Source organism: Vibrio sp. EJY3, assembly GCF_000241385.1.
Classification (GTDB): Bacteria; Pseudomonadota; Gammaproteobacteria; order Enterobacterales; family Vibrionaceae; genus Vibrio; species Vibrio natriegens.
In genome coordinates this window covers 459,402-483,557 of sequence record NC_016613.1, presented here as the reverse complement: position 1 = coordinate 483,557, position 24,156 = coordinate 459,402, and the positions used below count along the sequence as shown (strand labels likewise).

The window sequence follows — 24,156 nt, the reverse complement described above, 5'->3', positions numbered from 1 at the left end:
AACAATCAAATTCATATCTAATTGAAATCATTGAATAATTCCAGCCAATTAAATGGTAAATCCCTGATTAGCGTGATTATCCACTAATAACTTGACCTTTTTTACAATAACCTATAGCTTGTGAAGTTGATGAAAATAAAACAGTCAAAAATTGTTAAATATTTCACGCCTTTTATTGAATAAATATACATAAAAACAAAAAAATGACGCATAGTTAGTCATCACTATCAACATAAGCAGTGTTGATGTATCTGTCGGGATGACAGATAAGCAAAGGGAGAATTGCAATGGCTCTTTATGATCCAAGTCTTGAGAAAGACAACTGTGGATTTGGCTTGATCGCTCATATGGAAGGCGAGCAAAGTCACAAGCTGGTTCGTACAGCAATTTCTGCGCTTGACCGTATGACCCACCGTGGTGGTATTGCCGCCGATGGTAAAACTGGTGATGGTTGTGGTCTTCTACTACAAAAGCCCGATTCCTACTTACGCCTAGTCGCCGAAGAAAATGGTTTTAACCTTGGTAAGCAATATGCCGTGGGGATGATTTTCTTTAGCCAAGATCCTATCAAAGCTCAGCAAGCGAGAGAAATCGTTAACAAAGAACTCGCTCAAGAAACTCTGACTGTTGCGGGTTGGCGAGAAGTACCAACAAATTCCGAAGTGCTGGGCCCGATTGCCCTTCACTCTGTGCCTAATATCCAACAGGTATTTATCTCCGCACCAGCGGGATGGCGCGAGCGAGATATTGAACGCCGTCTATATATAGCTCGACGTCGCATTGAAAAGCAGATCACGGAAGATCCAGATTTTTATATCTGTAGCTTATCAACCCAAGTGTTGGTCTATAAAGGACTTTGCATGCCGGCGGATCTACCGCGCTTCTATCTGGATCTTGCTGATCTTCGTATGGAATCTGCGATTTGTCTGTTCCACCAGCGTTTTTCTACTAACACGCAACCTCGTTGGCCATTAGCCCAACCGTTCCGCTATCTGGCACATAACGGTGAGATCAATACCATTGAAGGTAACCGTCAGTGGGCGAGAGCTCGTGCTTACAAATTCTCATCTCCGCTGTTACCCGATCTGCAAACTGCTGCACCATTTGTTAATGAAACAGGCTCAGATTCTTCCAGCTTAGATAACATGCTGGACCTATTCCTGGCAGGTGGTATGGACATCTTCCGTGCGATGCGCATGCTTGTGCCGCCTGCATGGCAGAATCACCCAGATATGGATCAGGATCTGCGTGCTTTCTACGATTTCAACTCCAAACACATGGAACCATGGGACGGCCCTGCGGGCATTGTATTATCTGATGGCCGTTACGCTGCATGTAACTTAGATAGAAACGGCTTGCGTCCGGCTCGTTATGTGATCACCAAAGACAAGCTGATCACACTTGCCTCAGAGGTTGGTATTTGGAATTACGCGCCAGATGAAGTGGCGCAAAAAGGTCGTGTAGGTCCGGGTGAGCTGCTGGTTGTCGATACCCGAAAAGGTAAATTGTGGCAATCAAGCGAGATCGACAACGATCTGAAAAGTCGCCACCCATATCGTGAATGGATGGCGAACAACGTCCGCAAACTAACGCCGTTTTCAGAACTGTCTGAAGATCAGGTTGGTGAACGTAATTTTGATGAAGACTTGCTTAAGACTTATCAAAAGCAATTCGCCATGACCAACGAAGAAGTCGACCAAGTACTGCGTGTTCTTGGTGAAATGGGACAAGAAGCGGTTGGCTCGATGGGTGATGACACTCCGATGGCCGTGCTGTCGTCAAAAGAGCGTCTAGTGACCGATTACTTCCGTCAGAAATTTGCTCAGGTCACCAACCCACCAATCGATCCTCTACGCGAGCAACACGTCATGTCGCTGGCAACCAGCATCGGTCAGGAGATGAACGTCTTCTGTGAAACCGACGGGCACGCACATCGTGTGACGTTCGATTCACCCGTTCTGCTCTATTCGGATATGCAGCAACTGCTGGGATTGAGTGACGATCACTATCGCAATACGATTCTCGATATCAATTACGATCCGGAAGAAAGAGACCTCGAACAAGCCATCAACTTCCTGTGTGATCAAGCGGAGCAAGTGGTTCGTGAAGGTACCGTTCTGGTCGTCCTATCTGATCGCGCCTTAGTAAAAGGCAGACTACCAATTCCTGCGGCAATGGCGGTAGGGGCAGTACAAACTCGCCTCGCTAAAGCCAATTTGCGTTGTGATGCTAACATTGTCGTCGAAACAGCAACGGCGCGAGATCCACATCAATTTGCAGTACTGCTTGGCTTCGGTGCCACGGCGGTTTATCCATACTTAGCTTATGAAGCGCTAGGTAAGCTGGTTGATGATGGCGTACTAAACAAAGACTACCGCGACGTGATGCAGAACTACCAGTACGGCATCAATAAAGGTCTGTACAAAATCATGTCGAAAATGGGCATCTCGACCATCGCCTCATACCGTTGCTCGCAGCTTTTTGAAGCTGTAGGTTTGAGCCAGCAAGTCGTAGACCTGTGCTTTAAAGGTGTGACCACTCGAATTGCCGGGGCGAACTTTGAAGACTTCCAGCAAGATCTGACTAACCTTTCCCGTAAAGCTTGGACGAAACGTAAATCACTCGAACAAGGTGGCTTGCTGAAATACGTACACGATGGTGAATACCATGCCTACAACCCAGATGTTGTCGGTACGCTGCAAACTGCAGTGAAATCAGGCGATATCAATGACTATCATAGTTACGCGAAGCAGGTAAACCAACGTCCGGTAGCGATGCTGCGTGACTTAATGACACTAAAGAAAACCGATTCCCCGTTATCACTGGATAAAGTGGAACCGAAAAACGACCTGTTCAAACGTTTCGACTCCGCTGCGATGTCTATCGGCGCATTGAGTCCAGAAGCACACGAAGCACTTGCAACCGCGATGAACCGACTCGGTGGTTACTCGAACTCTGGTGAAGGTGGTGAAGATCCTCGCCGTTTTGGTACCGAGCGTAACTCGCGTATTAAACAGATTGCCTCGGGTCGCTTTGGTGTAACGCCACATTACTTAACTAACGCGGATGTGCTGCAAATCAAAGTAGCTCAAGGCGCAAAACCGGGTGAAGGTGGCCAGCTTCCTGGACATAAAGTCACGGCAGAAATCGCTAAGTTGCGTTATTCCGTGCAAGGCGTGACGCTGATCTCCCCTCCTCCTCACCACGATATTTATTCGATTGAGGACTTGGCGCAGCTGATCTTCGACCTGAAGCAAGTTAACCCGAAAGCATTGGTTTCGGTGAAGCTTGTATCTGAACCAGGCGTTGGCACTATCGCTACGGGTGTGGCAAAAGCCTATGCTGACCTTATCACTATCTCTGGTTATGACGGTGGTACAGCGGCAAGCCCACTAACCTCGGTGAAATACGCTGGTAGCCCTTGGGAGCTAGGCCTAGCTGAAACTCAACAAGCTCTGGTTGCCAACGGTCTGCGTCATAAAATTCGCTTGCAGGTTGACGGTGGTCTGAAAACCGGTTTAGACGTGGTTAAAGCCGCTATTTTAGGTGCTGAGAGCTTTGGTTTTGGTACCGCGCCAATGGTAGCAATGGGCTGTAAATTCTTGCGTATCTGTCACCTAAATAACTGTGCGACAGGTGTTGCGACTCAGGATGAAACCCTGCGTAAAGAGTACTTCAAAGGCTTACCTGAAATGGTAATAAATTACTTCACCGGTTTGGCTGAAGAAGTACGTGGTCTGCTTGCAGAGCTTGGCGTCGAGAAACTGACTGACTTGATAGGTCGCACTGACCTACTTGAAGCTGTTGAAGGATTCACCGCAAAACAAACCAAACTGGATCTGTCCAATATTCTGGAAGCACCAGTTTCTCCAGAAGGACATCCGCTGTTCTGGACCGAGCCAAATGCACCATTTGACAGAGCAGAGCTGAACCAACGCATCGTTGATGACGCTATTAATGCTGTCGAAGAAGGCCGTTCAGCCAGCTTCTACTACAATGTGATCAACACCGACCGCTCAGTGGGCGCGCGCCTGTCAGGTGAAATTGCAAAACGCTACGGTAACCAAGGGCTGGCGGCCTCACCGATTAAACTGCATCTCGATGGCACTGCAGGTCAGTCATTTGGTGTATGGAACGCTGGTGGTGTAGAACTTTACCTTACTGGTGATGCCAACGACTACGTAGGTAAAGGTATGGCGGGGGGCAAGATTGCTATCAAGCCACACTTAGGTACTGCGTTCAAATGTAATGAAGCGACCATCATCGGTAACACCTGTTTGTATGGCGCAACGGGCGGAAAACTGTTTGCGGCGGGTAAAGCGGGTGAACGCTTTGGTGTGCGTAACTCTGGCACCATCGCGGTCATTGAAGGTGCGGGTGATAACGCATGTGAATACATGACAGGTGGTATTGTCGCGATTCTTGGTGCGACAGGCGTGAACTTTGGTGCGGGTATGACAGGCGGCTTTGCCTATGTGCTGGATGAAAACCAAAGCTTCCAAGGCCGTGTAAACAACGAGTCGGTTGAAGCCATTTCGCTGTCTGACTTGTATATACATCAAGAACATCTTCGCGGTCTGATTGCAGAGCATTTAGAAGAAACCGGCTCTAGCCACGCAGAGCATATTTTGGCGAACTTTGACGAATGGATTCCGAAGTTCTACTTGGTGAAACCTCAAGCGGCAGATTTGAATACTCTGCTTGGTCACCAAAGTCGTAGCGCTGCTGAACTGCGCGTTCAAGCCCAATAAATCATGGAGGATGTTTGAATCATGAGCCAGAACGTTTATCAATTTATCGATGTTCAACGCGTAGATCCGGCAAAAAAGCCAATTAAAATTCGTAAGATTGAGTTTGTCGAAATCTACGAACCGTTTACTAAACAACAGGCAACGGCACAGGCTGACCGTTGTCTGGACTGTGGTAACCCATACTGTGAATGGAAATGTCCGGTACACAACTACATTCCTCAATGGCTAAAACTGGCCAATGAAGGACGTATTCTGGAAGCGGCAGAGCTATCACATCAAACCAATAGTTTGCCAGAAGTGTGTGGGCGTGTTTGTCCACAAGACCGTTTGTGTGAAGGGTCCTGTACACTGAATGATGACTTTGGTGCAGTCACCATCGGTAACATCGAAAAGTACATCACCGACAAAGCCTTTGAAATGGGCTGGAAACCGGATATGTCTAAAGTCGAATGGACCGACAAAAAAGTCGCCATCATCGGTGCTGGACCAGCGGGTTTGGCGGCTGCCGATATTTTAGTCCGTAACGGTGTCAAACCTGTGGTGTTTGACCGTTATCCAGAGATTGGCGGTCTGCTGACCTTCGGTATCCCTTCTTTCAAGCTCGAAAAAGGGGTGATGGAAAATCGCCGCCGCGTTTTCACTGAGATGGGTGTCGAGTTCCGCATGAACGTAGAAGTCGGTAAAGACGTGCAGATGCAAGAGCTTATCGATGATTACGATGCCGTTTTCCTTGGTGTGGGTACCTACAAAAACATGCGTGCGGGTTTGGAAAATGAAGATGCACCGGGTGTTTATGACGCTCTGCCATTTTTGATTTCCAACACCTATAAAGTGATGAACCTGAAAAATAGCCAGCCTTATATCGATATGGCTGGGAAAAAAGTCGTGGTACTCGGTGGTGGTGATACCGCAATGGACTGTGTACGTACTTCTATCCGTCAGGGTGCATCCAACGTAATCTGTGCGTATCGTCGTGACGAAGCCAACATGCCGGGCTCACGCCGAGAAGTCAAAAATGCCAAAGAAGAAGGCGTGAAATTCATGTTCAACCTTCAACCTTTGGGATTAGAAGTCAACGCATCGGGTAATGTAACTGGCGTGAAAGTGGTGAAAACAGCACTTGGTGAACCAGATGAAGCAGGCCGACGTCGTCCTGAGCCTGTTGAAGGTAGTGAGCATGTTTTAGCTGCTGACGCTGTGATCATGGCATTTGGTTTCCAACCGCATCAAATGGATTGGTTAACACCTTTCAATGTTGATCTTGACCAGTGGGGCCGAATTAAAGCGCCTCTAAAACAAGAGTTTCAATACCAAACCAGTAACGAAAAAATCTTTGCTGGTGGCGATGCGGTACGCGGTTCAGACTTAGTAGTAACCGCGATCGACGAAGGTCGAAAAGCAGCCGAAGGTATCCTCGACTACCTGGACGTCTAACGTTCAACACGTTAAATCTCTCAAAAGGACCCGATTATTGGGTCCTTTTTTCTTTTATTACATATAATTACATAACAAAAAATTTGCACGACTAAATTCCTACCACAAGGAATCAATACCATGAAAAAATTCGCTCTCCTTTCTATCGTTCTTTTCAGCTTAACCGCGTGCAGCCAAGGAGTACCAACCATGACCGATCGCTCTCAAACACCATGTGGTGATAAGCCAAATTGCGTATCCACCCAAGATTCTCGTGAAGAGCACTACCTTGAACCTTTCCTGCTGACAGAGTCCGCCACACTCGATGCGATTGAGCAAGCGGCTCTCAAACTACCGGGGGCAAAAACGGCAGTCAAAGAAGGTGATTACCTACGAATTGAATGTACTTCCAAAATCATGCGCTTTGTTGATGATCTTGAGCTAAAAATCAGTGACGATAAGCTCATCGTTCGCTCTGAATCGCGTATTGGCTACTCCGATTTTGGCGTCAACAGAAAGCGAGCAAAACAATTACGCACTGAACTCTCTGACGCAGGGCTCATCAAATAGAAAACTGACTCTGGTGAGTGTTATACTCTCGCCCGAATGAATATTTTATTACCCAAAGAGAGTGTTATGAAAGTTGGTATCATCGGCGCGATGGAACAAGAAGTGACCATCCTGAAAGAAGCAATGACAAACTGCCAGACGGTTAACAAAGCAGGCTGTACGTATTTCTCTGGTCAAATTAACGGTGTAGATGTAGTACTTCTGCAATCGGGCATCGGTAAAGTCGCCGCTGCTGTGGGTACGACTATCTTACTTGATGAATACCAACCTGACGTTGTAATCAACACGGGCTCTGCTGGTGGTTTCGACTCCAGCCTGAATCTGGGTGATGTGGTCATCTCAACTGAAGTTCGTCACCACGATGCAGACGTAACAGCATTCGGCTACGAAATAGGCCAAATGGCTGGCCAACCTGCGGCATTCAAAGCGGACGAAAAGCTGATGGAGCTGGCAGAAAAAGCATTAGCTAAGATGGAAAACAAACACGCGGTACGCGGCCTTATTTGTACTGGTGATGCTTTCGTTTGCACCGCTGAGCGTCAAGCATTTATCCGCGAGCACTTCCCATCAGTGATCGCAGTAGAGATGGAAGCATCAGCAATTGCTCAAACTTGCCACCAGTTCAATACGCCATTTGTGGTGGTACGTGCCATTTCAGACGTAGCAGACAAAGAATCACCAATGAGCTTCGAAGAGTTTTTACCGTTAGCGGCGAAAAGCTCCTCAGAAATGGTGTTCAAAATGCTAGAGCTAGTAAAGTAAGTCGAGTCGGTTAAATAAATCGAACCATTCATGGAAGAAACTTTTCAGCAACTTTACGCCAATGGTGCGCTCCTTGTAATGTGGGGCGCACTGTTGTTTCACCTCGTTTTACCTATCCCTCACTCCGCTCATCCTTTCACTTTATGGCGAAAAATAGCAGAGCAGCTGACCATAAAGGTGAACCGACACCATAGCTATTCGCAAAGCATACTGGCAGGCAGCCTTTCCATTCTCATCATGATATTGCCTTGTTTGGTGCTATTGATTGCCTTAAAGCCTCTGGTATGGAAAGCGCCACTATACGAGTTAGCATTATTGCTGCTCGCGTTAGATTGGCGAAGCAGCGAGAGGTTAACCAAACAGCTCGTTAGCGCTATGTCCAATGAGGACAAACCTTTATGTCGCCAACGATTAAAACCGTACCTCAACCGTGATACAAACAGCCTTTCTCTGTTAGAGATAGGAAAAGCGGGAGCGGAAACGATCATTATGGGCTACGGCCGAAATGTTGTCTGTGTTCTGTTCTGGTACGCACTTGCCGGTGGTATTGGTGCTTTCCTTTACCGACTTATCGCAGAACTTGCACGTACCTGGTCACCAAGCCGAAAACAATACTCACCATTTGGCAAACCCGCCATTCAACTTCTCGCTGTACTTGAAATCATCCCGTTGCGCTTGTTCGCTCTGTTTATCGCATCTGGGAAGAGTTTGTCTGCTGTGATTAGCGGAATAAGCCAACAAGCACAATCCTGGCCGTTACCCGGACCAGCGTGGTTACTGTGTAGCGTCGGGAACAAGTTACAGCTCTCTTTGGGTGGCCCAGCTCTTTACCAGGGAACACGAGCAGAGCGAGCTAAAATAGGTGGGCGTATTGCGCCGTCTGCTATACATCTGGCGCAGATCCAAGATCTCTTGGTTTGGCGTATTTTTGCTTGGATTGTTATCCAAAGCCTTCTTCTAGGACTGATTTATCAAGGATTATGATGTCTAAAATTGCTTTATCAATTTCAATTTTGTTTTCATCAATCGTACTGGCTAACGAGCCAGCGCAACGTGTAATTAGCTTAGCTCCACACGCCACCGAGATTGCCTATGCCGCAGGGCTTGGGGACAAATTAATCGCAGTGAGCGAAATGAGTGATTATCCTGAACAAGCGAATAAGCTGGAGAAAGTCTCTAATTACCAAGGAATAAAGCTCGAACGTATCATTGCGCTTCGTCCGGATTTGGTCATTGCCTGGCCTTCAGGTAATCCAGCCAAAGAATTGGAAAAGCTCGCTCAGTTTGATGTACCCATTTATTACTCTACTTCCAGCTCACTGATGGACATCACCAACAACATCGAACAATTGAGTCAGTACAGCGAAAATCCACAAATAGGCCAGAAAGCCGCTGATGACTTTCGAACCCAGTTAAAAGTGTTGAAAGACAAATACAACACCGAAGACAAGGTCCGTTATTTTTACCAGCTCAGTGAAAAACCAATCATCACGGTCGCAGGAAAAAACTGGCCGAGTGAAGTGTTTAGCTTTTGTGGCGGCGAAAATATATTTTCCAGTGCGGGCTCTCCCTACCCTCAGGTCAGCATTGAGCAAATCATCACTCGCCAACCAGACGTCATTTTTACTTCGCGTCATGCAATGAGTAGTGACGGGATGTGGTCTGAATGGAAGAATGAAGTGCCTGCTTTAAAAGATGGGCATATTTGGTCATTGAATGCTGACTGGATTAACCGCCCGACACCGAGAACACTTAACGCCATCACAGAAGTGTGTGATTACTTTGAAAGCGTACGCCAAAAACGCTAACGTTTTCGTGGCAAATACCGTACAATTTGCGCCCATTTTTTATCACTTTGCTTAAAGGTACCAAGTAACATGGACTCCATGCTGCTTTACATGATCGACTTATTCGGCACTGCTATATTCGCCATTTCAGGTGTATTACTGGCTGGCCGGTTAAAGATGGATCCATTCGGCGTGATTGTGCTCGGTAGCGTCACCGCTATTGGTGGTGGAACAATCCGAGATATGGCACTGGGTGCCACACCTGTATTTTGGGTCACTGACCCGACCTACCTCTGGGTTATCTTTATCACCTGTCTATTAACCATGTTGATAGTCCGCCGTCCCAAGCGCCTTCCTTGGTGGGTTTTGCCCGTTTGCGATGCTATTGGTCTTGCTGTCTTCGTCGGTATCGGAGTAGAAAAAGCCCTGGCTTACAATGCTTCAGGAATGGTCGCTGTGATTATGGGCGTGATAACTGGATGTGGTGGTGGCATCATACGTGATGTACTGGCGCGAGAGGTGCCGATGGTACTGAGGAGTGAAGTGTATGCAACAGCCTGTATTATTGGAGGGATATTCCATACAACCGCGATTGCAATGGGCTATGACCACTCAACAGCGCTGATCGCTTGTGTAAGCTCAACATTGATAATCCGTCTTGGTGCGATCCGCTGGCACTTGTCTTTGCCTACGTTCGCCATCAATCGTTAACTCCCCTTCTCCAAGAACACTTTTAAGAGCCGGTCATAACATCGGCTCTTTTTATTTGTCCTGTTATGCTCGCTTACTGTTCTATATTTGGTTAAATTAGCTCTACTATTCCTCATTTTCATCAATTGGTATGTTACTAGAAGGCATTGAGACGTTACTTGTTCTGAGTAGAGAAAAAACCATGAGCCGAACTGGCAGTCAGTTGTACATTAGCCAGTCTGCGGTGAGTAAACGTATTGCCAACCTGGAAAAGAAAATCGGGAAAAAGCTTATTGAGCCAAGCGGCAGGCACATCAAACTGACCTCAGATGCACTTGCACTCATTGCTACCATTGAACCAACCTTCAACGAGTTAATCGGTCAAATCCACGATCAACAAGTGCTCGAAGATACGTCGCTGATTAAGCTAGATTGCTCTGAAACATTAGTTGCGGGCTATCTGAGTTTGATCATGGAAGAGCGATTTTCAGACGATCCCTATCTGCGCATCTCCACCAACCATACGCCAAGAATCATAGAAAATGTAAAGTCAGGCAAAGCAACGCTTGGGTTCTGTGCCGGCTATTTACCCCCTCATCACGGCCTGATGAGCTTTCACCTCGCCGATGAGCCTTTCTCGATCATTAGTAAACATCCACTGACTACGTTACCAACAGCAGTGCTGACTAATGATTTGAGTAATCCGGCCAATACTTATCAGCAAGCCATCCTGTCTAAGTACAATATTGAACCCATCATGGAAATGGACTCCTATACCGCGGCGGCACAATTAGCATTAGCGGGTATGGCACCAGCTTTGATTCCAAAATCCATCATCAACACACTCAAAATCGACGAAAAATACCGCTTTGAGTTCGAACAGCTAGCGCATCTTATCCGCCCAATTCACGTTTGCCTGCGCCATAACACCTATCGTAATCAACGGGTTAAAACACTGATAGAATCCATTGCTGATGTTGTTGCCAAAGAAGTTTTAGTGCCATCAACATCGACATGGTGATCACTAGGGGACGAATCCACTTTTGTCCCTTCGTCACCACCACTTTTGCCCCAAGTTGAGCACCAATAAAACCACCAACAGCCATGGTTAAGCCTATCTCCCATACGGGCAGACCAGCTAGTACAAAAAACAACAGCGCTGCAATATTAGAAGTGAAGTTGAGGATCTTGGTCCGTGCGGTAGCATCAACTAAAGAGAAATGGCCGAGAACAACAAAACAAACCGTAAAGATAGACCCGGTTCCAGGGCCAAAGAATCCGTCATAAAAACCTACGCCACCACCGATACAAAGCGCAAACATTGCCTCTGAAATCCTTGGTTCGCCGCCTGTTTTTTTCGTTGTTGGCGCAAGTAAAAAATAGAGTGAAATAGCAATGAGAAGAACTGGAATTAAGCTGGTCAGCACGCCGGCATCGACAAATTGCACCGCCTCAGCGCCAATTGCAGAACCAACAAAAGTACACAAGATAGCGATGCGCATCTCTTTTAGGCTGACGATGCCATTGCGCACAAAGTACCAACTCGCGGAAAAACTACCGAATGAGCTTTGCAGTTTGTTCGTTGCCAACGCCTGAGTCGGGCTAAGCCCCGCAGCCAGTAACGCAGGAAGTGTCAACAAACCGCCTCCCCCCGCCATAGCATCAATAAAGCCTGCTGCAGATGCTACAACAAACAGTGCGACTAAAACCTCAAACGTGATTTCCACTTATGCTTCCTTGTCAATGAGATACCAAAAGGAAGGCAACGGTAGCATTAATCAGACTAAGCGCAAAAGGAAAGGCAAGACACCAACCTATTCCAGATTTTCATCAATTGTAATTGCGTACGTCAAAAATAAAAAAGCCCGCTCTAATGAGCGGGCAATGAGGTTGTCATATAAGCTCTCATTAACGAGCTTACTGATTTTTTATCTATTACGCTTCTAGACTCGCTTTCACTTTAGCGTGTAGCTCTTGAACAGAAGTCACAGACGCTTTTGCATCAGCTGTGTGAGACATACACGTAGCGAACGCTGCGTTCAGAGTCGTTGTGTAGTTCACTTTCTCAGCTAGGGCACCGCGACGCAGAACTTTCGAATCTTCAATCGCTTGACGACCTGCCGCCGTGTTCACGATGTAGGTGTATTCGTTGTTCTTAATACGGTCCAGAATGTGAGGACGACCTTCATGTACTTTGTTTACTAGACGAGGGTTGATACCCGCTTCGCCTAGAATCACAGCTGTACCGTGTGTCGCATCCAACTGGTAGCCTAGTTTCACTAGCTTAGAAGCCAGGTCAACCACACGCTCTTTATCGCCTTCACGTACTGATAGTAGCGCACGGCCACCTTCAGGGTAAACGCTGCCACAGCCTAGTTCTGCTTTTGCATAAGCTTCTGCAAACGTTGCACCAACACCCATTACTTCACCTGTTGAGCGCATTTCTGGGCCCAATAGTGGGTCAACACCAGGGAATTTGTTGAACGGTAGAACCACTTCTTTCACTGAGTAGTAAGGAGGAATAATCTCTTTAGTAAAGCCTTGCGACTCTAGAGATTGACCCGCCATTACACGTGCAGCGATTTTCGCTAGTGGTGCGCCTGTTGCTTTCGAAACGAATGGTACCGTACGCGCAGCACGAGGGTTAACTTCGATTAGGTAAACGTCGTTGCCTTTCACTGCAAACTGCGTGTTCATCAGACCGCGTACACCTAGTTCAAATGCTAACTTCTCAACTTGCTCACGCATCTTATCCTGGATTTCCTGGCTTAGCGTGTAAGCTGGAAGTGAACATGCTGAGTCACCTGAGTGAACACCTGCTTGCTCGATGTGCTCCATGATACCGCCGATAACAACACGCTCACCATCACAGATAGCGTCGATATCAACTTCAGTTGCATCATCTAGGAAACGGTCTAGTAGAACTGGAGACTCGTTCGATACGCTTACCGCTTCGTTGAAGTAGCGACGTAAGTCTTGCTCGTCGTATACGATTTCCATCGCACGGCCACCTAGTACGTAAGATGGACGAACAACCAATGGGAAGCCGATTTCTTTAGACTTCTCAACCGCTTGCTCCATTGTTGTAACGGTAGCGTTTTGTGGTTGAAGAAGGCCTAGACGCTCAACAGCAGCTTGGAAACGCTCACGGTCTTCTGCGCGGTCGATTGCATCAGGGCTAGTACCAATGATTGGCACGCCTGCAGCTTCTAGTGCGCGAGCCAGTTTAAGTGGCGTTTGACCACCGTACTGAACAATCACACCTTTTGGCTTTTCAACGCGAGCGATAGACAGTACGTCTTCCAGCGTTACTGGTTCGAAGTACAAACGGTCAGACGTATCGTAGTCAGTAGATACCGTTTCTGGGTTACAGTTAACCATAATGGTTTCGTAACCGTCTTCGCGCAGTGCTAGCGATGCGTGTACACAACAGTAATCGAATTCGATACCTTGGCCGATACGGTTTGGACCGCCACCAAGAACCATGATCTTGTCTTTGTCTGTTGGGTTTGCTTCACACTCTTCATCGTAAGATGAGTACATGTAAGCCGTGTCAGAAGAGAATTCTGCTGCACACGTATCCACACGTTTGTAAACCGGGTGAATATCGAATTGTTCACGAGCGCGACGAATTTCGCTTTCAGCAACACCAAGTAATTTAGACAGGCGAGCATCAGAGAAGCCTTTGCGCTTAAGTTGACGAAGAACGTCTTTGGTCAAGCCAGCGTAACCGCCTGCTTTCACTTCTTCTTCTAGTTTCACTAGTTCTTCAATTTGAACCAGGAACCAGCGGTCGATGTTAGTCAGGTTGAAAACACCATCAACAGACATGCCCGCACGGAATGCGTCAGCAATGTACCAGATACGCTCAGCACCAGCTTCTTTCAGCTCGTGACGAATCTTAGTCAATGCATCTGGCGCTTCTAGGTCAACCATCTCGTCAAAGCCAGTCGCGCCAACTTCTAGGCCACGTAGAGCTTTGTGAAGAGATTCTTGTTGGTTACGACCAATCGCCATCACCTCACCAACTGACTTCATCTGTGTTGTCAGACGGTCGTTAGCACCTGCAAATTTCTCGAAGTTAAAGCGAGGAATCTTAGTTACTACGTAGTCGATAGTTGGTTCGAATGATGCTGGAGTTGCACCACCAGTGATGTCGTTTTGTAGCTCGTCCAGAGTAAAGCCAACAGCCAGTTTCGCTGCAATCTTAGCGATTGGGAAACCCGTTGCTTTTGACGCTAGAGCAGAAGAACGAGATACACGTGGGTTCATCTCGATGATAACCATACGGCCATCTTTCGGGTTGATACCAAACTGTACGTTTGAACCACCTGTTTCCACACCGATTTCACGCAGAACTGCTAGCGATGCGTTACGCATTAGCTGGTATTCTTTGTCAGTCAGTGTTTGTGCTGGCGCTACTGTGATTGAGTCACCAGTGTGGATGCCCATTGGGTCGAAGTTTTCGATTGAACATACGATGATACAGTTGTCCGCTTTGTCGCGAACTACTTCCATTTCGTACTCTTTCCAACCGATTAGAGATTCATCGATAAGCAGTTCGTTAGTCGGAGAAAGATCCAGACCACGACGACAGATTTCTTCGAATTCTTCTTTGTTGTAAGCGATACCGCCACCAGTACCACCCATCGTAAATGATGGACGGATGATACAAGGGAAGCCAACCATGTCTAAAACTTTGTAAGCTTCTTCCATGCTCTTCGCAGTATCTGCGCGAGGACACTCAAGGCCGATAGACTTCATTGCTTTATCGAAACGAGAACGGTCTTCCGCTTTATCAATCGCGTCAGCGGTTGCACCAATCATTTCTACGCCGAACTCTTCAAGAACGCCGTGCTTCTCTAGATCTAGAGCACAGTTAAGCGCAGTCTGACCACCCATTGTCGGTAGAACCGCATCTGGACGCTCTTTTTCGATGATCTTGCGTACCACTTCCCATTGGATTGGCTCGATGTAAGTCGCATCAGCCATCTCTGGGTCAGTCATGATTGTCGCAGGGTTCGAGTTAACCAGAATAACTCGGTAGCCTTCTTCACGAAGTGCTTTACACGCTTGTGCGCCAGAGTAGTCAAACTCACATGCCTGACCGATAACAATCGGACCAGCACCAAGAATTAGAATACTTTGAATGTCAGTACGTTTTGGCATTATCTACTACTCCGAATTAAGCGCTGTGTTGTTTGATTAGTTCGATAAAGTGGTCAAAAAGCGGTGCTGCGTCATGTGGACCTGGGCTCGCTTCTGGGTGACCTTGGAAGCTAAATGCTGGCTTATCTGTACGGTGGATACCTTGCAGAGAGCCATCAAATAGAGATACGTGAGTTGCACGTAGGTTTTCCGGTAGCGTTGCTTCGTCCGCTGCAAAACCGTGGTTTTGAGAGGTAATCATTACAACGTTACGATCTAAATCTTTAACTGGGTGGTTCGCACCGTGGTGACCAAACTTCATTTTCACAGTTTGTGCACCAGACGCTAGCGCCAGGATTTGGTGACCCAGACAGATACCAAAGATAGGTAAACCTTTTTCTAGGAACACTTTTGTTGCTTCAATCGCGTAAGTACATGGTTCTGGGTCACCAGGGCCGTTTGATAGGAAAACGCCATCTGGATTAAGAGCCAGTACTTCTTCTGCTGAAGTTTCAGCAGGTACAACCGTCAAGCGGCAACCACGGTCAACCAACATGCGTAGGATGTTTCGCTTTGCGCCAAAGTCGTATGCTACAACGTGGTACGGCAACTCGCTGTCATCTTTCGCTTCAGGCAGTCCACCTTCAAGCGTCCACGAGCCTTGCTTCCACTGGTACGCTTCTTTTGTTGTCACAACTTTCGCAAGATCCATTCCTTTCAGACCCGGGAATTCTTTTGCTTTCGCCAGTGCCAAAGCTTCATCTAAGCTGTCACCTGCAACAATACAACCATTCTGTGCACCTTTCTCACGCAAGATACGAGTCAGTTTGCGCGTATCAATGTCAGCGATGCCAACAATATTTTGTGATTTAAGGTAGTCAGAAAGAGATTGTTCATTACGGAAGTTAGAAGCGATAAGAGGAAGATCGCGAATCACAAGGCCTTGTGCATGAATAGAAGAGGATTCTTCATCTTCGGAAGTGGTTCCGGTATTGCCAATGTGAGGATAAGTAAGAGTAACGATTTGCTGAGAATAGGAAGGATCAGTGAGGATTTCTTGATACCCCGTCATCGAGGTATTGAAAACGACTTCACCGACGGATACGCCATCTGCCCCAATGGACACTCCGCGGAACACTGTCCCATCTTCTAGGACTAACAGTGCTAATTTACCCAAGACAACCTCCAGAATAAAAATGCAAAAAAAATAAATCAAAGTGCAAACATGCCTTCCTTTACCTATAAAATCTACATAAATAGGTACTTCAGACAAATTGGCGGTATTCTAAAGACGGACAGGAAACCTGTCAACAAGCAATTAAAAATAAATTATGCTTTTCTAGCAAGTAAGGACGTTTAGGTAGAATAACCCCCAAAATAACAAGTTTTAGACATCTCTATATCGGAAGGGATGACTTTTTTGTGAATTTTACAAATTTGAACTTTATACAGATCACAAAATCAGATGAGATTTTTACGCAAACGTTAACCAACCAAAAATAACTATACTTTTTAAGCCATATAGACAGCATAGACAACAAAAGCGCTAAAAACACCACTAAACTAACGTGAGAATGGTAGCGTTATTAAATCATTTATTTTACATCTATACCTAGAGATATAAAAAAGCCGGCTTACGCCGGCGAATAATTATGTAATTAGAGTTCGTTCAAACCCAGTACATCGGTCATGGTATAAAAACCTGCAGGTTTAGCACTCAACCAAACCGCAGCCTTCACCGCACCGTTAGCAAAGGTCATGCGATCCGTTGCTTTGTGTGTAATTTCAACGCGCTCGCCAATATCAGCAAACATCGCCGTGTGTTCACCAACAATGTCACCAGCACGAATAGTGGCAAAACCAATCTCATCTTTAGTACGTTCACCCGTAATGCCTTCACGAGCATAAACCGCTACATCATTAAGATTGTTACCCATCGCTCCTGCAATCGCTTCTCCCATACCAATGGCAGTACCTGATGGTGCATCCACTTTATGGCGATGATGTGCTTCAACAATCTCGATATCGCAGTAGTCACCCATGACTTTGGCTGCTTTCTCAAGTAGCTTGAAGACTAGGTTAACACCAACAGAGTAGTTAGGAGCCATTACCACAGGGACTTGCTTTGCCGCTTCATCAATAAGCGCACGTTCTTCATCACTAAAACCAGTGGTGCCAATCACCATGCTTTTGCCATACTGTTTGCAAAGCTCAAGGTTAGCCAAAGTGCTTACCGGTGCAGTAAAGTCGATAATGACATCAAAGTTATCCACGTCTTTAGCAAGATCATCCGTGAGAACGACATCAAATTTGCCTTCACCACATAGTTCACCGATATCGACACCGACGAGTGATGATTCCGGACGCTCAGATCCCGCTGTTACTGACGCTTCTTGATGATGGTGTGAAGCCTTAACCAAGTTGCGACCCATGCGGCCAGCTGCTCCTGCGATTGCAATACGAACCATTGCGTTTTATCTCCTTCTCTGGATAACGAGACCTATACTCGTTTCTCTCGTTTCGCTCAATCTTTTTAAACTAACAACATACCTTGCGAACCACAAGATGATTAATGTCGAAACTATGAAGAAAACTCTTGTACAACACGCTCAAGGATTGGCACATTGGCTTCCGGAAATGCATATTCAGGCAAGCTCTTGATATCAACCCAGCGCCCTTCCTGACCTTCTTTACCGTATGGTTCATTTTCAAAAGAAGTGACGGAGATAAAATCGAACTTCAGAGATTTGTCTGGATAGTCGTACTCAAGGTGCTCAAACAAAGATTGTTCTGTCACGTTGATCCCGACTTCTTCTTCCAGCTCACGAATCATCGCCTGCTCCACAGACTCTTCCGGCTCTACTTTTCCACCAGGAAACTCCCAAAATCCGCCTTTATGTTTATCGTCAGGACGTTTAGTAATGAAGATCTGCGATTTATCTTGGTTAAAAATGATCGCCGCAACGATGTGAATTCTTTTCATGGAGAACGTTTCCTAAAAATGAACTGCTTCCCGCACTGCATTAAGATGGCACTATGGGGAGCAATAAAATTTACTTAAAAAAAGAGCCGCCTAAGCGACTCTTTATCAATATGTGACTAAACTCTGTTAGTCAATTTTTCCGTGGCACTGTTTGTACTTTTTACCGCTGCCACATGGACAAGGCTCATTACGACCTACTTTGCGCTCATCACGAACGACAGGTTGGTGTGCGCCTTCAGATTCTTCACCATCAGCAAGCTGGTTTTCTGCAGCTGCATGTTGAGCTTGTGCACGGCGTGCCGCTTCTTCTGCTTGCGCACGACGTTGCTCTTCCATACGCTCAACTTCTTCTTGTTGTTGAACACGTACACGAGATAGAACAGTGATAACATCAGATTTCAACGCATCTAGCAAACCTTCGAACAGCTCAAACGATTCACGCTTGTACTCTTGTTTCGGGTTCTTCTGTGCGTAGCCACGTAAGTGGATACCTTGACGCAAGTGATCCATTGCTGCCAAGTGTTCTTTCCAAAGCGTATCCAGAGTCTGTAGCATGACAGATTTCTCGAAGTTACGCAGTACTTGCTCACCAACGACTTCTTCTTTCGCTTTGTAGACTTCAACAGCCAGTGAAATGATCTTTTCACGAAGAGCTTCTTCGTAAAGTTTGTCATCTTCTTCTAGCCATTGCTTAATTGGTGCGTCCAGATCGAAGTCCGCTTTCAGGCGTTCTTGCAGACCTTCAACATCCCACATATCTTCCAGAGATTGTGGTGGAATGTATTCATCAATGATCGCCGTCATCACGTCTTCGCGGTTCTGCTCGATCATGTCGCTGATATCGTCAACGCTCATCAACTCATCACGTAGCTCGTAAACGACTTTACGCTGATCGTTCGCAACGTCATCGTATTCAAGTAGCTGTTTACGGATATCGAAGTTACGACCTTCCACTTTACGCTGCGCTTTTTCAATCGAGCGAGAAAGCATTTTAGATTCGATCGCTTCGCCTTCTTCCATACCACTTTGGATCAAACTTGCCATGCGGTCTGAAGTGAAGATGCGCAGCAATGAATCTTCCATTGATAGGTAGAAACGTGAAGAACCTGCATCACCCTGACGACCAGAACGACCACGTAGCTGGTTATCGATACGACGAGATTCGTGGCGCTCTGTACCGATGATGTGCAGACCACCCGCTTCCAGCACTTTATCGTGTACGACTTTCCAATCCGCTTTAATCGCGTCGATTTGCTCTTGAGTCGGATTTTCTAACGTTTCAACTTTAGATTGCCAGCTACCACCAAGCACGATATCGGTACCACGACCCGCCATGTTTGTAGCGATAGTCACAGCGCCCGGCATACCTGCTTCAGCAACGATCTCAGCTTCTTTCTCGTGGAATTTAGCGTTCAGTACGTTGTGTTTAATCTTAGCTTTCTTAAGTGCATTAGATAACAGTTCAGATTTCTCGATTGATACTGTACCTACTAGTGTTGGCTGGCCTTTTGCTACGCGATCTTTGATATCTTCAATGATTGCGGCAAACTTTTCAGCTTCTGTACGGTACACCACATCCGGCATATCATTACGAATCATTGGTTTGTTGGTTGGAATAACAACCGTTTCCAAACCATAGATAGACTGGAACTCAAACGCTTCAGTGTCGGCAGTACCTGTCATACCTGACAATTTCTCGTATAGACGGAAATAGTTCTGGAATGTAATAGATGCCAGCGTTTGGTTTTCGTTCTGAATCTTAACGCCTTCTTTCGCTTCTACAGCTTGGTGCAAACCTTCAGACCAACGACGGCCTGGCATAGTACGACCAGTGTGCTCATCAACGATGACAACTTCACCGTCTTCAGTAACGATGTAATCAACATTGCGTTCAAATAGTACATGAGCTCGCAGCGCTGCGTTCACGTGGTGAAGTAGGCTGATATTGGTTGGAGAGTAAAGCGTATCGCCCTCTTCCATCAAACCGTTCTTAACCAGAAGCTCTTCGACAAACTCTTGACCCGTTTCAGTCAGGTAAACTTGTTTCGATTTTTCGTCTAACGTGTAGTGGCCATCACCACGGTATTCTTCTGAATCTTCTTGATCTTGTCTCTCAAGATGTGGAATCAGCAAGTTGATTCGAGTGTATAGCTCAGAGCTGTCTTCAGCAGGACCAGAAATGATAAGAGGCGTACGAGCTTCATCGATAAGGATTGAGTCAACCTCATCGACTACGGCAAAGAAGCGCTCGCGCTGCACGCGGTCTTCATTGCGGAAAGCCATGTTGTCACGAAGGTAATCAAAACCAAACTCGTTGTTGGTTCCGTAAAGGATATCAGCTTGATACGCTTCTTTTTTCTCTTGAGGTGGCATGTTTGGCACGTTGATGCCAACGCTCATACCTAAGAATTCAAATAACGGACGGTTTGTCTCTGCGTCACGTTTAGCCAAGTAATCGTTCACGGTTACAACATGAACGCCTTTGCCCGCTAGTGCGTTTAGGTAAGCTGGAAGAGTTGCAGTTAAAGTTTTACCTTCACCTGTACGCATTTCCGCGATTTGACCTGCATTCAGGACCATACCACCAATAAGCTGTACATCGAAGTGACGCATGCCGTAAACACGCTTAGACGCTTCACGAACAGTAGCAAACGCTTCTGGAAGGAGTTGATCGAGAGTTTCACCTTTGTCCAGACGCTCGCGGAATTCAACAGTCTTTGCTTTTAGTTCTTCATCAGATAGAGCTTCAAATGTCGGCTCGTAGTTATTAATTTCTTTTACAATTTTTCTAAGGCGGCGCAGTGTTCGATCGTTGCGACTGCCAATAACTTTTGTCAGTAGCTTAGTTATCATTTTTCGTGAATCTCTCTTTCATCAGACCGTTCCCGATCTACTCGTAATGCCTTCAGTCTCTGCCAGTTTGGTACTAAGAATACTGATATAAATCATTTAACAAATGATATTGAGTCCAAACATCCATATTTCAAGGCTAAATTTAGAAACATTGGGGCTTAGTGTAAGGATTTTTAATCGATACAACCATAAATAGACCTATTTGTTTGAAGCACTCTGTAAATTTTATTGAAAGTGGTGATAGATTAGCCAAATTTTTAATTGTAACTCTCCAAATCTATCAATTTGCTTTCATTATGCGGCGTCCAAACCAATTGTAATAAAGACGCTAATGTAAACTATACCTAGATAGAAAGCTGCTCTAGAATAGCGGTATATCCACAAAATTAGATTTTACCTATGCGTGATCATCGACCAACCTCAACAGAGGATGTTATTGCTGAATCTCAGTTTAAGAAGATTCAAGAGCATGCTGGAGAAATCTTGCAGCTCAACAAAGCCTTACAGGATATCTTGCCTAAAGGCACGGCTGATCATTGCCGAGTTGCTAATGTCCGTAACGGTCATCTATTGATCGATGTGTCTAGCGCTGCCATCAAAATGAAGATCGACTACGATCGCCTAATGATCCTCAATAAACTCCGAACTCAAGGCTATGCAAAGTTGATCAGCGTGGATGTCCGAATTAATCCATCTCTTTATCGCAACCGGTACGAGCAAGACGATAGACCCAAGCGACCGCCGTTAACTGAGTCAGCGGCCAAATCATTAATGATTATTGCGGATATGGCGCCACCTAAAATTCAAGAGCGCCTGAAAAGGCTGGCTGACATGGCTGATAAGTCAAAGTAATAATACGCTGAAAAGATTGAATTTTGGATAGAAAAAAACCAGGTCGAGACCTGGTTTTTTTAAATTCAGTTTAAGCTTATGCTAGTACCATATTTGGCTCTGCAAATGCGACTGGAGAACCCGCTTCTTCTTCGAATGTTGTCCATTCCCATGCTTCCTGATCAGCCAGAACAGCACGTAGAAGTTGGTTGTTTAGACCGTGACCTGATTTGAATGCACGGAACTCACCAATAATTGGGTGTCCACACATGTAAAGGTCACCAATTGCGTCCAATACTTTATGAGTAACGAACTCATTGTCAAAACGCAGACCTTCTTCATTAAGAATTCGGTAATCATCCAGTACGATAGCGTTATCAAAGCTACCACCCAAAACTAAGTTCTGAGACTGTAGATATTCAATATCACGCATAAAACCAAACGTGCGTGCACGAGAAATCTCGCGAACAAACCCTTTAGATGAGAAGTCAAACAACAGGCGCTGCTCGTCAGACTCAATTGCAGGGTGGTTAAATTCAATCTCGAAGTCCATACGGAAGCCGTTAAATGGAACAAACTCTGCCCATTTATCGCCATCTTCGAAACGAACTGGTTTTTTAATGCGGATAAAACGCTTTGGAGCATTTTGCATCTCGATACCTGCTTGTTGAAGCAAGTATACAAATGGGCTTGCGCTACCATCCATAATTGGAATTTCAGGAGCGTCTACTTCAACAACAATGTTGTCGATACCCATACCAGCGAGCGCAGCATTCAAGTGCTCAACTGTTGAAATACGCACGCCTTCGTCGTTAACTAATGCAGTACATAGCATAGTGTCACGCACAGACGCAGGATCAGCTGGAAAATCTACAGGTGGATTTACATCTGTACGACGGTAAATGATACCTGTATTTGCAGCAGCCGGGCGCAGAGTAAGCGTGACTTTACGACCAGAGTGGAGACCCACACCAGTTGTTTTCACTATTTCTTTCAGAGTACGTTGTCTGATCATCTGCTTGCCTCTCTAAAGTGTGCTACAAAACACGGTCGTCTGTAACGTCGACCGTGAATGCTACCATAATTTTGAACCATGTCAAATTTATGGGTTAAAGATTAATCAGCCTGGCGACGCAAGAATGCCGGAATATCTAAATAACCGCTCTCTTTCTCTTGCTTTGGTGCCGCAGAGCTTTGGCTCGACGAAGCAGGAGCAGAAGACGCTGTATTTGTCGGCTGAGGAGTTACCTGTGGCTTTTCTTGCACTTGAGGTTGCAGAGTTTGTGCCGGCTTCTCTTCAGCTTGAGTTGCCATTGCTTGTTGTTGTGGCTGAGCTTGTGCTGTTGGTGCTACTTTCGCTTTACCACCAGCAACAAGGGTGATATCTGGTTTTCTCTCGTTACCAATACCTGTCGCTACAACAGTTACGCGGATTTCATCCGTCATATCTGGGTCTAGAGAAGTACCGATAACCACAGTTGCATTATCAGAAGCAAATGCCTTAACTGTATTACCCACTGTCTCAAACTCGTCAAGACGCATATCCAAGCCAGCAGTAATGTTAACAAGAACACCACGTGCACCAGCTAGATCGATGTCTTCAAGAAGTGGACTAGAAATTGCCATTTCAGCCGCTTCTTCAGCGCGGTCTTCGCCTTTCGCGATACCGCTACCCATCATTGCGTGACCCATTTCAGACATAACAGTACGTACGTCAGCAAAGTCGACGTTGATCATACCCGGACGAGTAATTAGTTCCGCAATACCTTGTACTGCATTTTTAAGAACATCATTCGCACTTGCAAACGCTTCTAGCAACGTCACGCCACGACCAAGAACTTTAAGTAGCTTTTCGTTTGGAATCGTAATCAATGAGTCAACGTGTTTAGAAAGCTCATCGATACCTTGTTCAGCAAACGCCAAACGCTTCTTACCTTCAAAGCTGAATGGTTTAGTTACCACTGCAACAGTAAGAATGCCTAGCTCTTTGGCTACTTCAGCGATAACAGGAGCTGCACCAGTACCTGTACCACCACCCATACCTGCTGCGATAAAAACCATATCGGCACCAGTTATGGAATCTTTAATTCTGTCTCTATCTTCGAGAGCTGCCTCACGGCCGACCTGTGGATTCGCACCTGCACCCAGACCTTTGGTGATATCACCACCAATCTGAATAACATTGCCAACGCTTGTCTTACGAAGTGCTTGCGCATCAGTGTTAACGCTGATGAATTCCACACCTTCGATGGATTCACGCACCATGTGTTCAACAGCGTTACCACCGCCGCCACCAACTCCAACGACCTTGATTACTGCATCGTCAGACATTTCCATCATCGGTTCAAACATGTGTTGTCTCCGTTTA

17 protein-coding genes are annotated in these 24,156 nt (G+C 46.1%); 9 read left to right on the top strand and 8 right to left on the bottom strand.

The genetic code is table 11. The features are described from left to right. Window positions 1-287 precede the first annotated feature (287 nt). The 8 genes from gltB to VEJY3_RS02180 all read left to right on the top strand — a co-directional run bounded on the left by gltB (window position 288) and on the right by VEJY3_RS02180 (window position 10,994). Complete coding sequence (gene gltB / locus VEJY3_RS02215) at window positions 288-4,751, top strand: glutamate synthase large subunit (RefSeq protein WP_014230822.1); 4,464 nt, start codon at window positions 288-290, stop codon at window positions 4,749-4,751. A 21-nt stretch (window positions 4,752-4,772) separates the two neighbouring features. Beyond that, a complete protein-coding gene (locus tag VEJY3_RS02210; protein WP_014230821.1) occupies window positions 4,773-6,185 on the top strand; it encodes an FAD-dependent oxidoreductase in 1,413 nt (470 codons plus the stop codon). Window positions 6,186-6,305: 120 nt separating this feature from the next. Next, on the top strand, window positions 6,306-6,734 hold the full coding sequence (locus VEJY3_RS02205) for a DUF1499 domain-containing protein (RefSeq protein ID WP_014230820.1): 429 nt from the start codon (window positions 6,306-6,308) through the stop codon (window positions 6,732-6,734). Window positions 6,735-6,800: 66 nt separating this feature from the next. Then, window positions 6,801-7,496: a 5'-methylthioadenosine/S-adenosylhomocysteine nucleosidase gene (gene mtnN, locus VEJY3_RS02200; protein WP_014230819.1), complete on the top strand. Its 696-nt coding sequence runs from the start codon at window positions 6,801-6,803 to the stop codon at window positions 7,494-7,496. 30 nt (window positions 7,497-7,526) lie between these two features. After that, window positions 7,527-8,480: a cobalamin biosynthesis family protein gene (locus tag VEJY3_RS02195; protein ID WP_014230818.1), complete on the top strand. Its 954-nt coding sequence runs from the start codon at window positions 7,527-7,529 to the stop codon at window positions 8,478-8,480. Then, window positions 8,480-9,304 carry a vitamin B12 ABC transporter substrate-binding protein BtuF gene (gene btuF / locus VEJY3_RS02190; protein ID WP_014230817.1) on the top strand — a complete coding sequence of 275 codons (825 nt, stop codon included), beginning with the start codon at window positions 8,480-8,482 and terminating at the stop codon, window positions 9,302-9,304. The genes VEJY3_RS02195 and btuF overlap by 1 nt, the downstream gene beginning before the upstream one ends. Window positions 9,305-9,373: 69 nt before the next feature. Next, window positions 9,374-9,994 (top strand): TRIC cation channel family protein, encoded by a 621-nt coding sequence (locus tag VEJY3_RS02185; protein WP_020335897.1) that lies wholly within the window; start codon window positions 9,374-9,376, stop codon window positions 9,992-9,994. Window positions 9,995-10,124: 130 nt separating this feature from the next. Continuing rightward, window positions 10,125-10,994 carry a LysR family transcriptional regulator gene (locus VEJY3_RS02180; RefSeq protein ID WP_014230815.1) on the top strand — a complete coding sequence of 290 codons (870 nt, stop codon included), beginning with the start codon at window positions 10,125-10,127 and terminating at the stop codon, window positions 10,992-10,994. On the opposite strand, the gene VEJY3_RS02175 is transcribed toward VEJY3_RS02180, so the two are convergent. The 6 genes from VEJY3_RS02175 to secA form a co-directional block, all read right to left on the bottom strand. After that, complete coding sequence (locus VEJY3_RS02175) at window positions 10,921-11,700, bottom strand: TSUP family transporter (protein ID WP_014230814.1); 780 nt, start codon at window positions 11,698-11,700, stop codon at window positions 10,921-10,923. The genes VEJY3_RS02180 and VEJY3_RS02175 overlap by 74 nt on opposite strands. A gap of 208 nt (window positions 11,701-11,908) precedes the next feature. Beyond that, complete coding sequence (gene carB, locus VEJY3_RS02170; RefSeq protein WP_014230813.1) at window positions 11,909-15,142, bottom strand: carbamoyl-phosphate synthase large subunit; 3,234 nt, start codon at window positions 15,140-15,142, stop codon at window positions 11,909-11,911. Between the two features lie 16 nt (window positions 15,143-15,158). Then, entirely contained in the window at window positions 15,159-16,298 is a 1,140-nt protein-coding gene (gene carA, locus VEJY3_RS02165; RefSeq protein ID WP_014230812.1) for a glutamine-hydrolyzing carbamoyl-phosphate synthase small subunit, read from the bottom strand. A gap of 481 nt (window positions 16,299-16,779) precedes the next feature. Further along, a complete protein-coding gene (gene dapB, locus VEJY3_RS02160; protein WP_014230811.1) occupies window positions 16,780-17,589 on the bottom strand; it encodes a 4-hydroxy-tetrahydrodipicolinate reductase in 810 nt (269 codons plus the stop codon). 113 nt (window positions 17,590-17,702) lie between these two features. Continuing rightward, the gene (gene mutT, locus VEJY3_RS02155) at window positions 17,703-18,104 is read right to left on the bottom strand and encodes an 8-oxo-dGTP diphosphatase MutT (RefSeq protein WP_014230810.1); all 402 of its coding nucleotides are present in this window, start codon (window positions 18,102-18,104) and stop codon (window positions 17,703-17,705) included. Between the two features lie 126 nt (window positions 18,105-18,230). After that, window positions 18,231-20,957 carry a preprotein translocase subunit SecA gene (gene secA / locus VEJY3_RS02150; protein ID WP_014230809.1) on the bottom strand — a complete coding sequence of 909 codons (2,727 nt, stop codon included), beginning with the start codon at window positions 20,955-20,957 and terminating at the stop codon, window positions 18,231-18,233. A gap of 399 nt (window positions 20,958-21,356) precedes the next feature. Between secA and VEJY3_RS02145 the strand changes: the two genes are divergently transcribed. Continuing rightward, window positions 21,357-21,809: a DUF721 domain-containing protein gene (locus tag VEJY3_RS02145; protein ID WP_014230808.1), complete on the top strand. Its 453-nt coding sequence runs from the start codon at window positions 21,357-21,359 to the stop codon at window positions 21,807-21,809. Between the two features lie 76 nt (window positions 21,810-21,885). Here VEJY3_RS02145 and lpxC read toward each other — a convergent pair whose 3' ends face one another. After that, the gene (gene lpxC, locus VEJY3_RS02140) at window positions 21,886-22,803 is read right to left on the bottom strand and encodes a UDP-3-O-acyl-N-acetylglucosamine deacetylase (protein ID WP_014230807.1); all 918 of its coding nucleotides are present in this window, start codon (window positions 22,801-22,803) and stop codon (window positions 21,886-21,888) included. A gap of 101 nt (window positions 22,804-22,904) precedes the next feature. Beyond that, a complete protein-coding gene (gene ftsZ, locus VEJY3_RS02135; protein ID WP_014230806.1) occupies window positions 22,905-24,140 on the bottom strand; it encodes a cell division protein FtsZ in 1,236 nt (411 codons plus the stop codon). Between the last annotated feature and the right edge of the window lie 16 nt (window positions 24,141-24,156).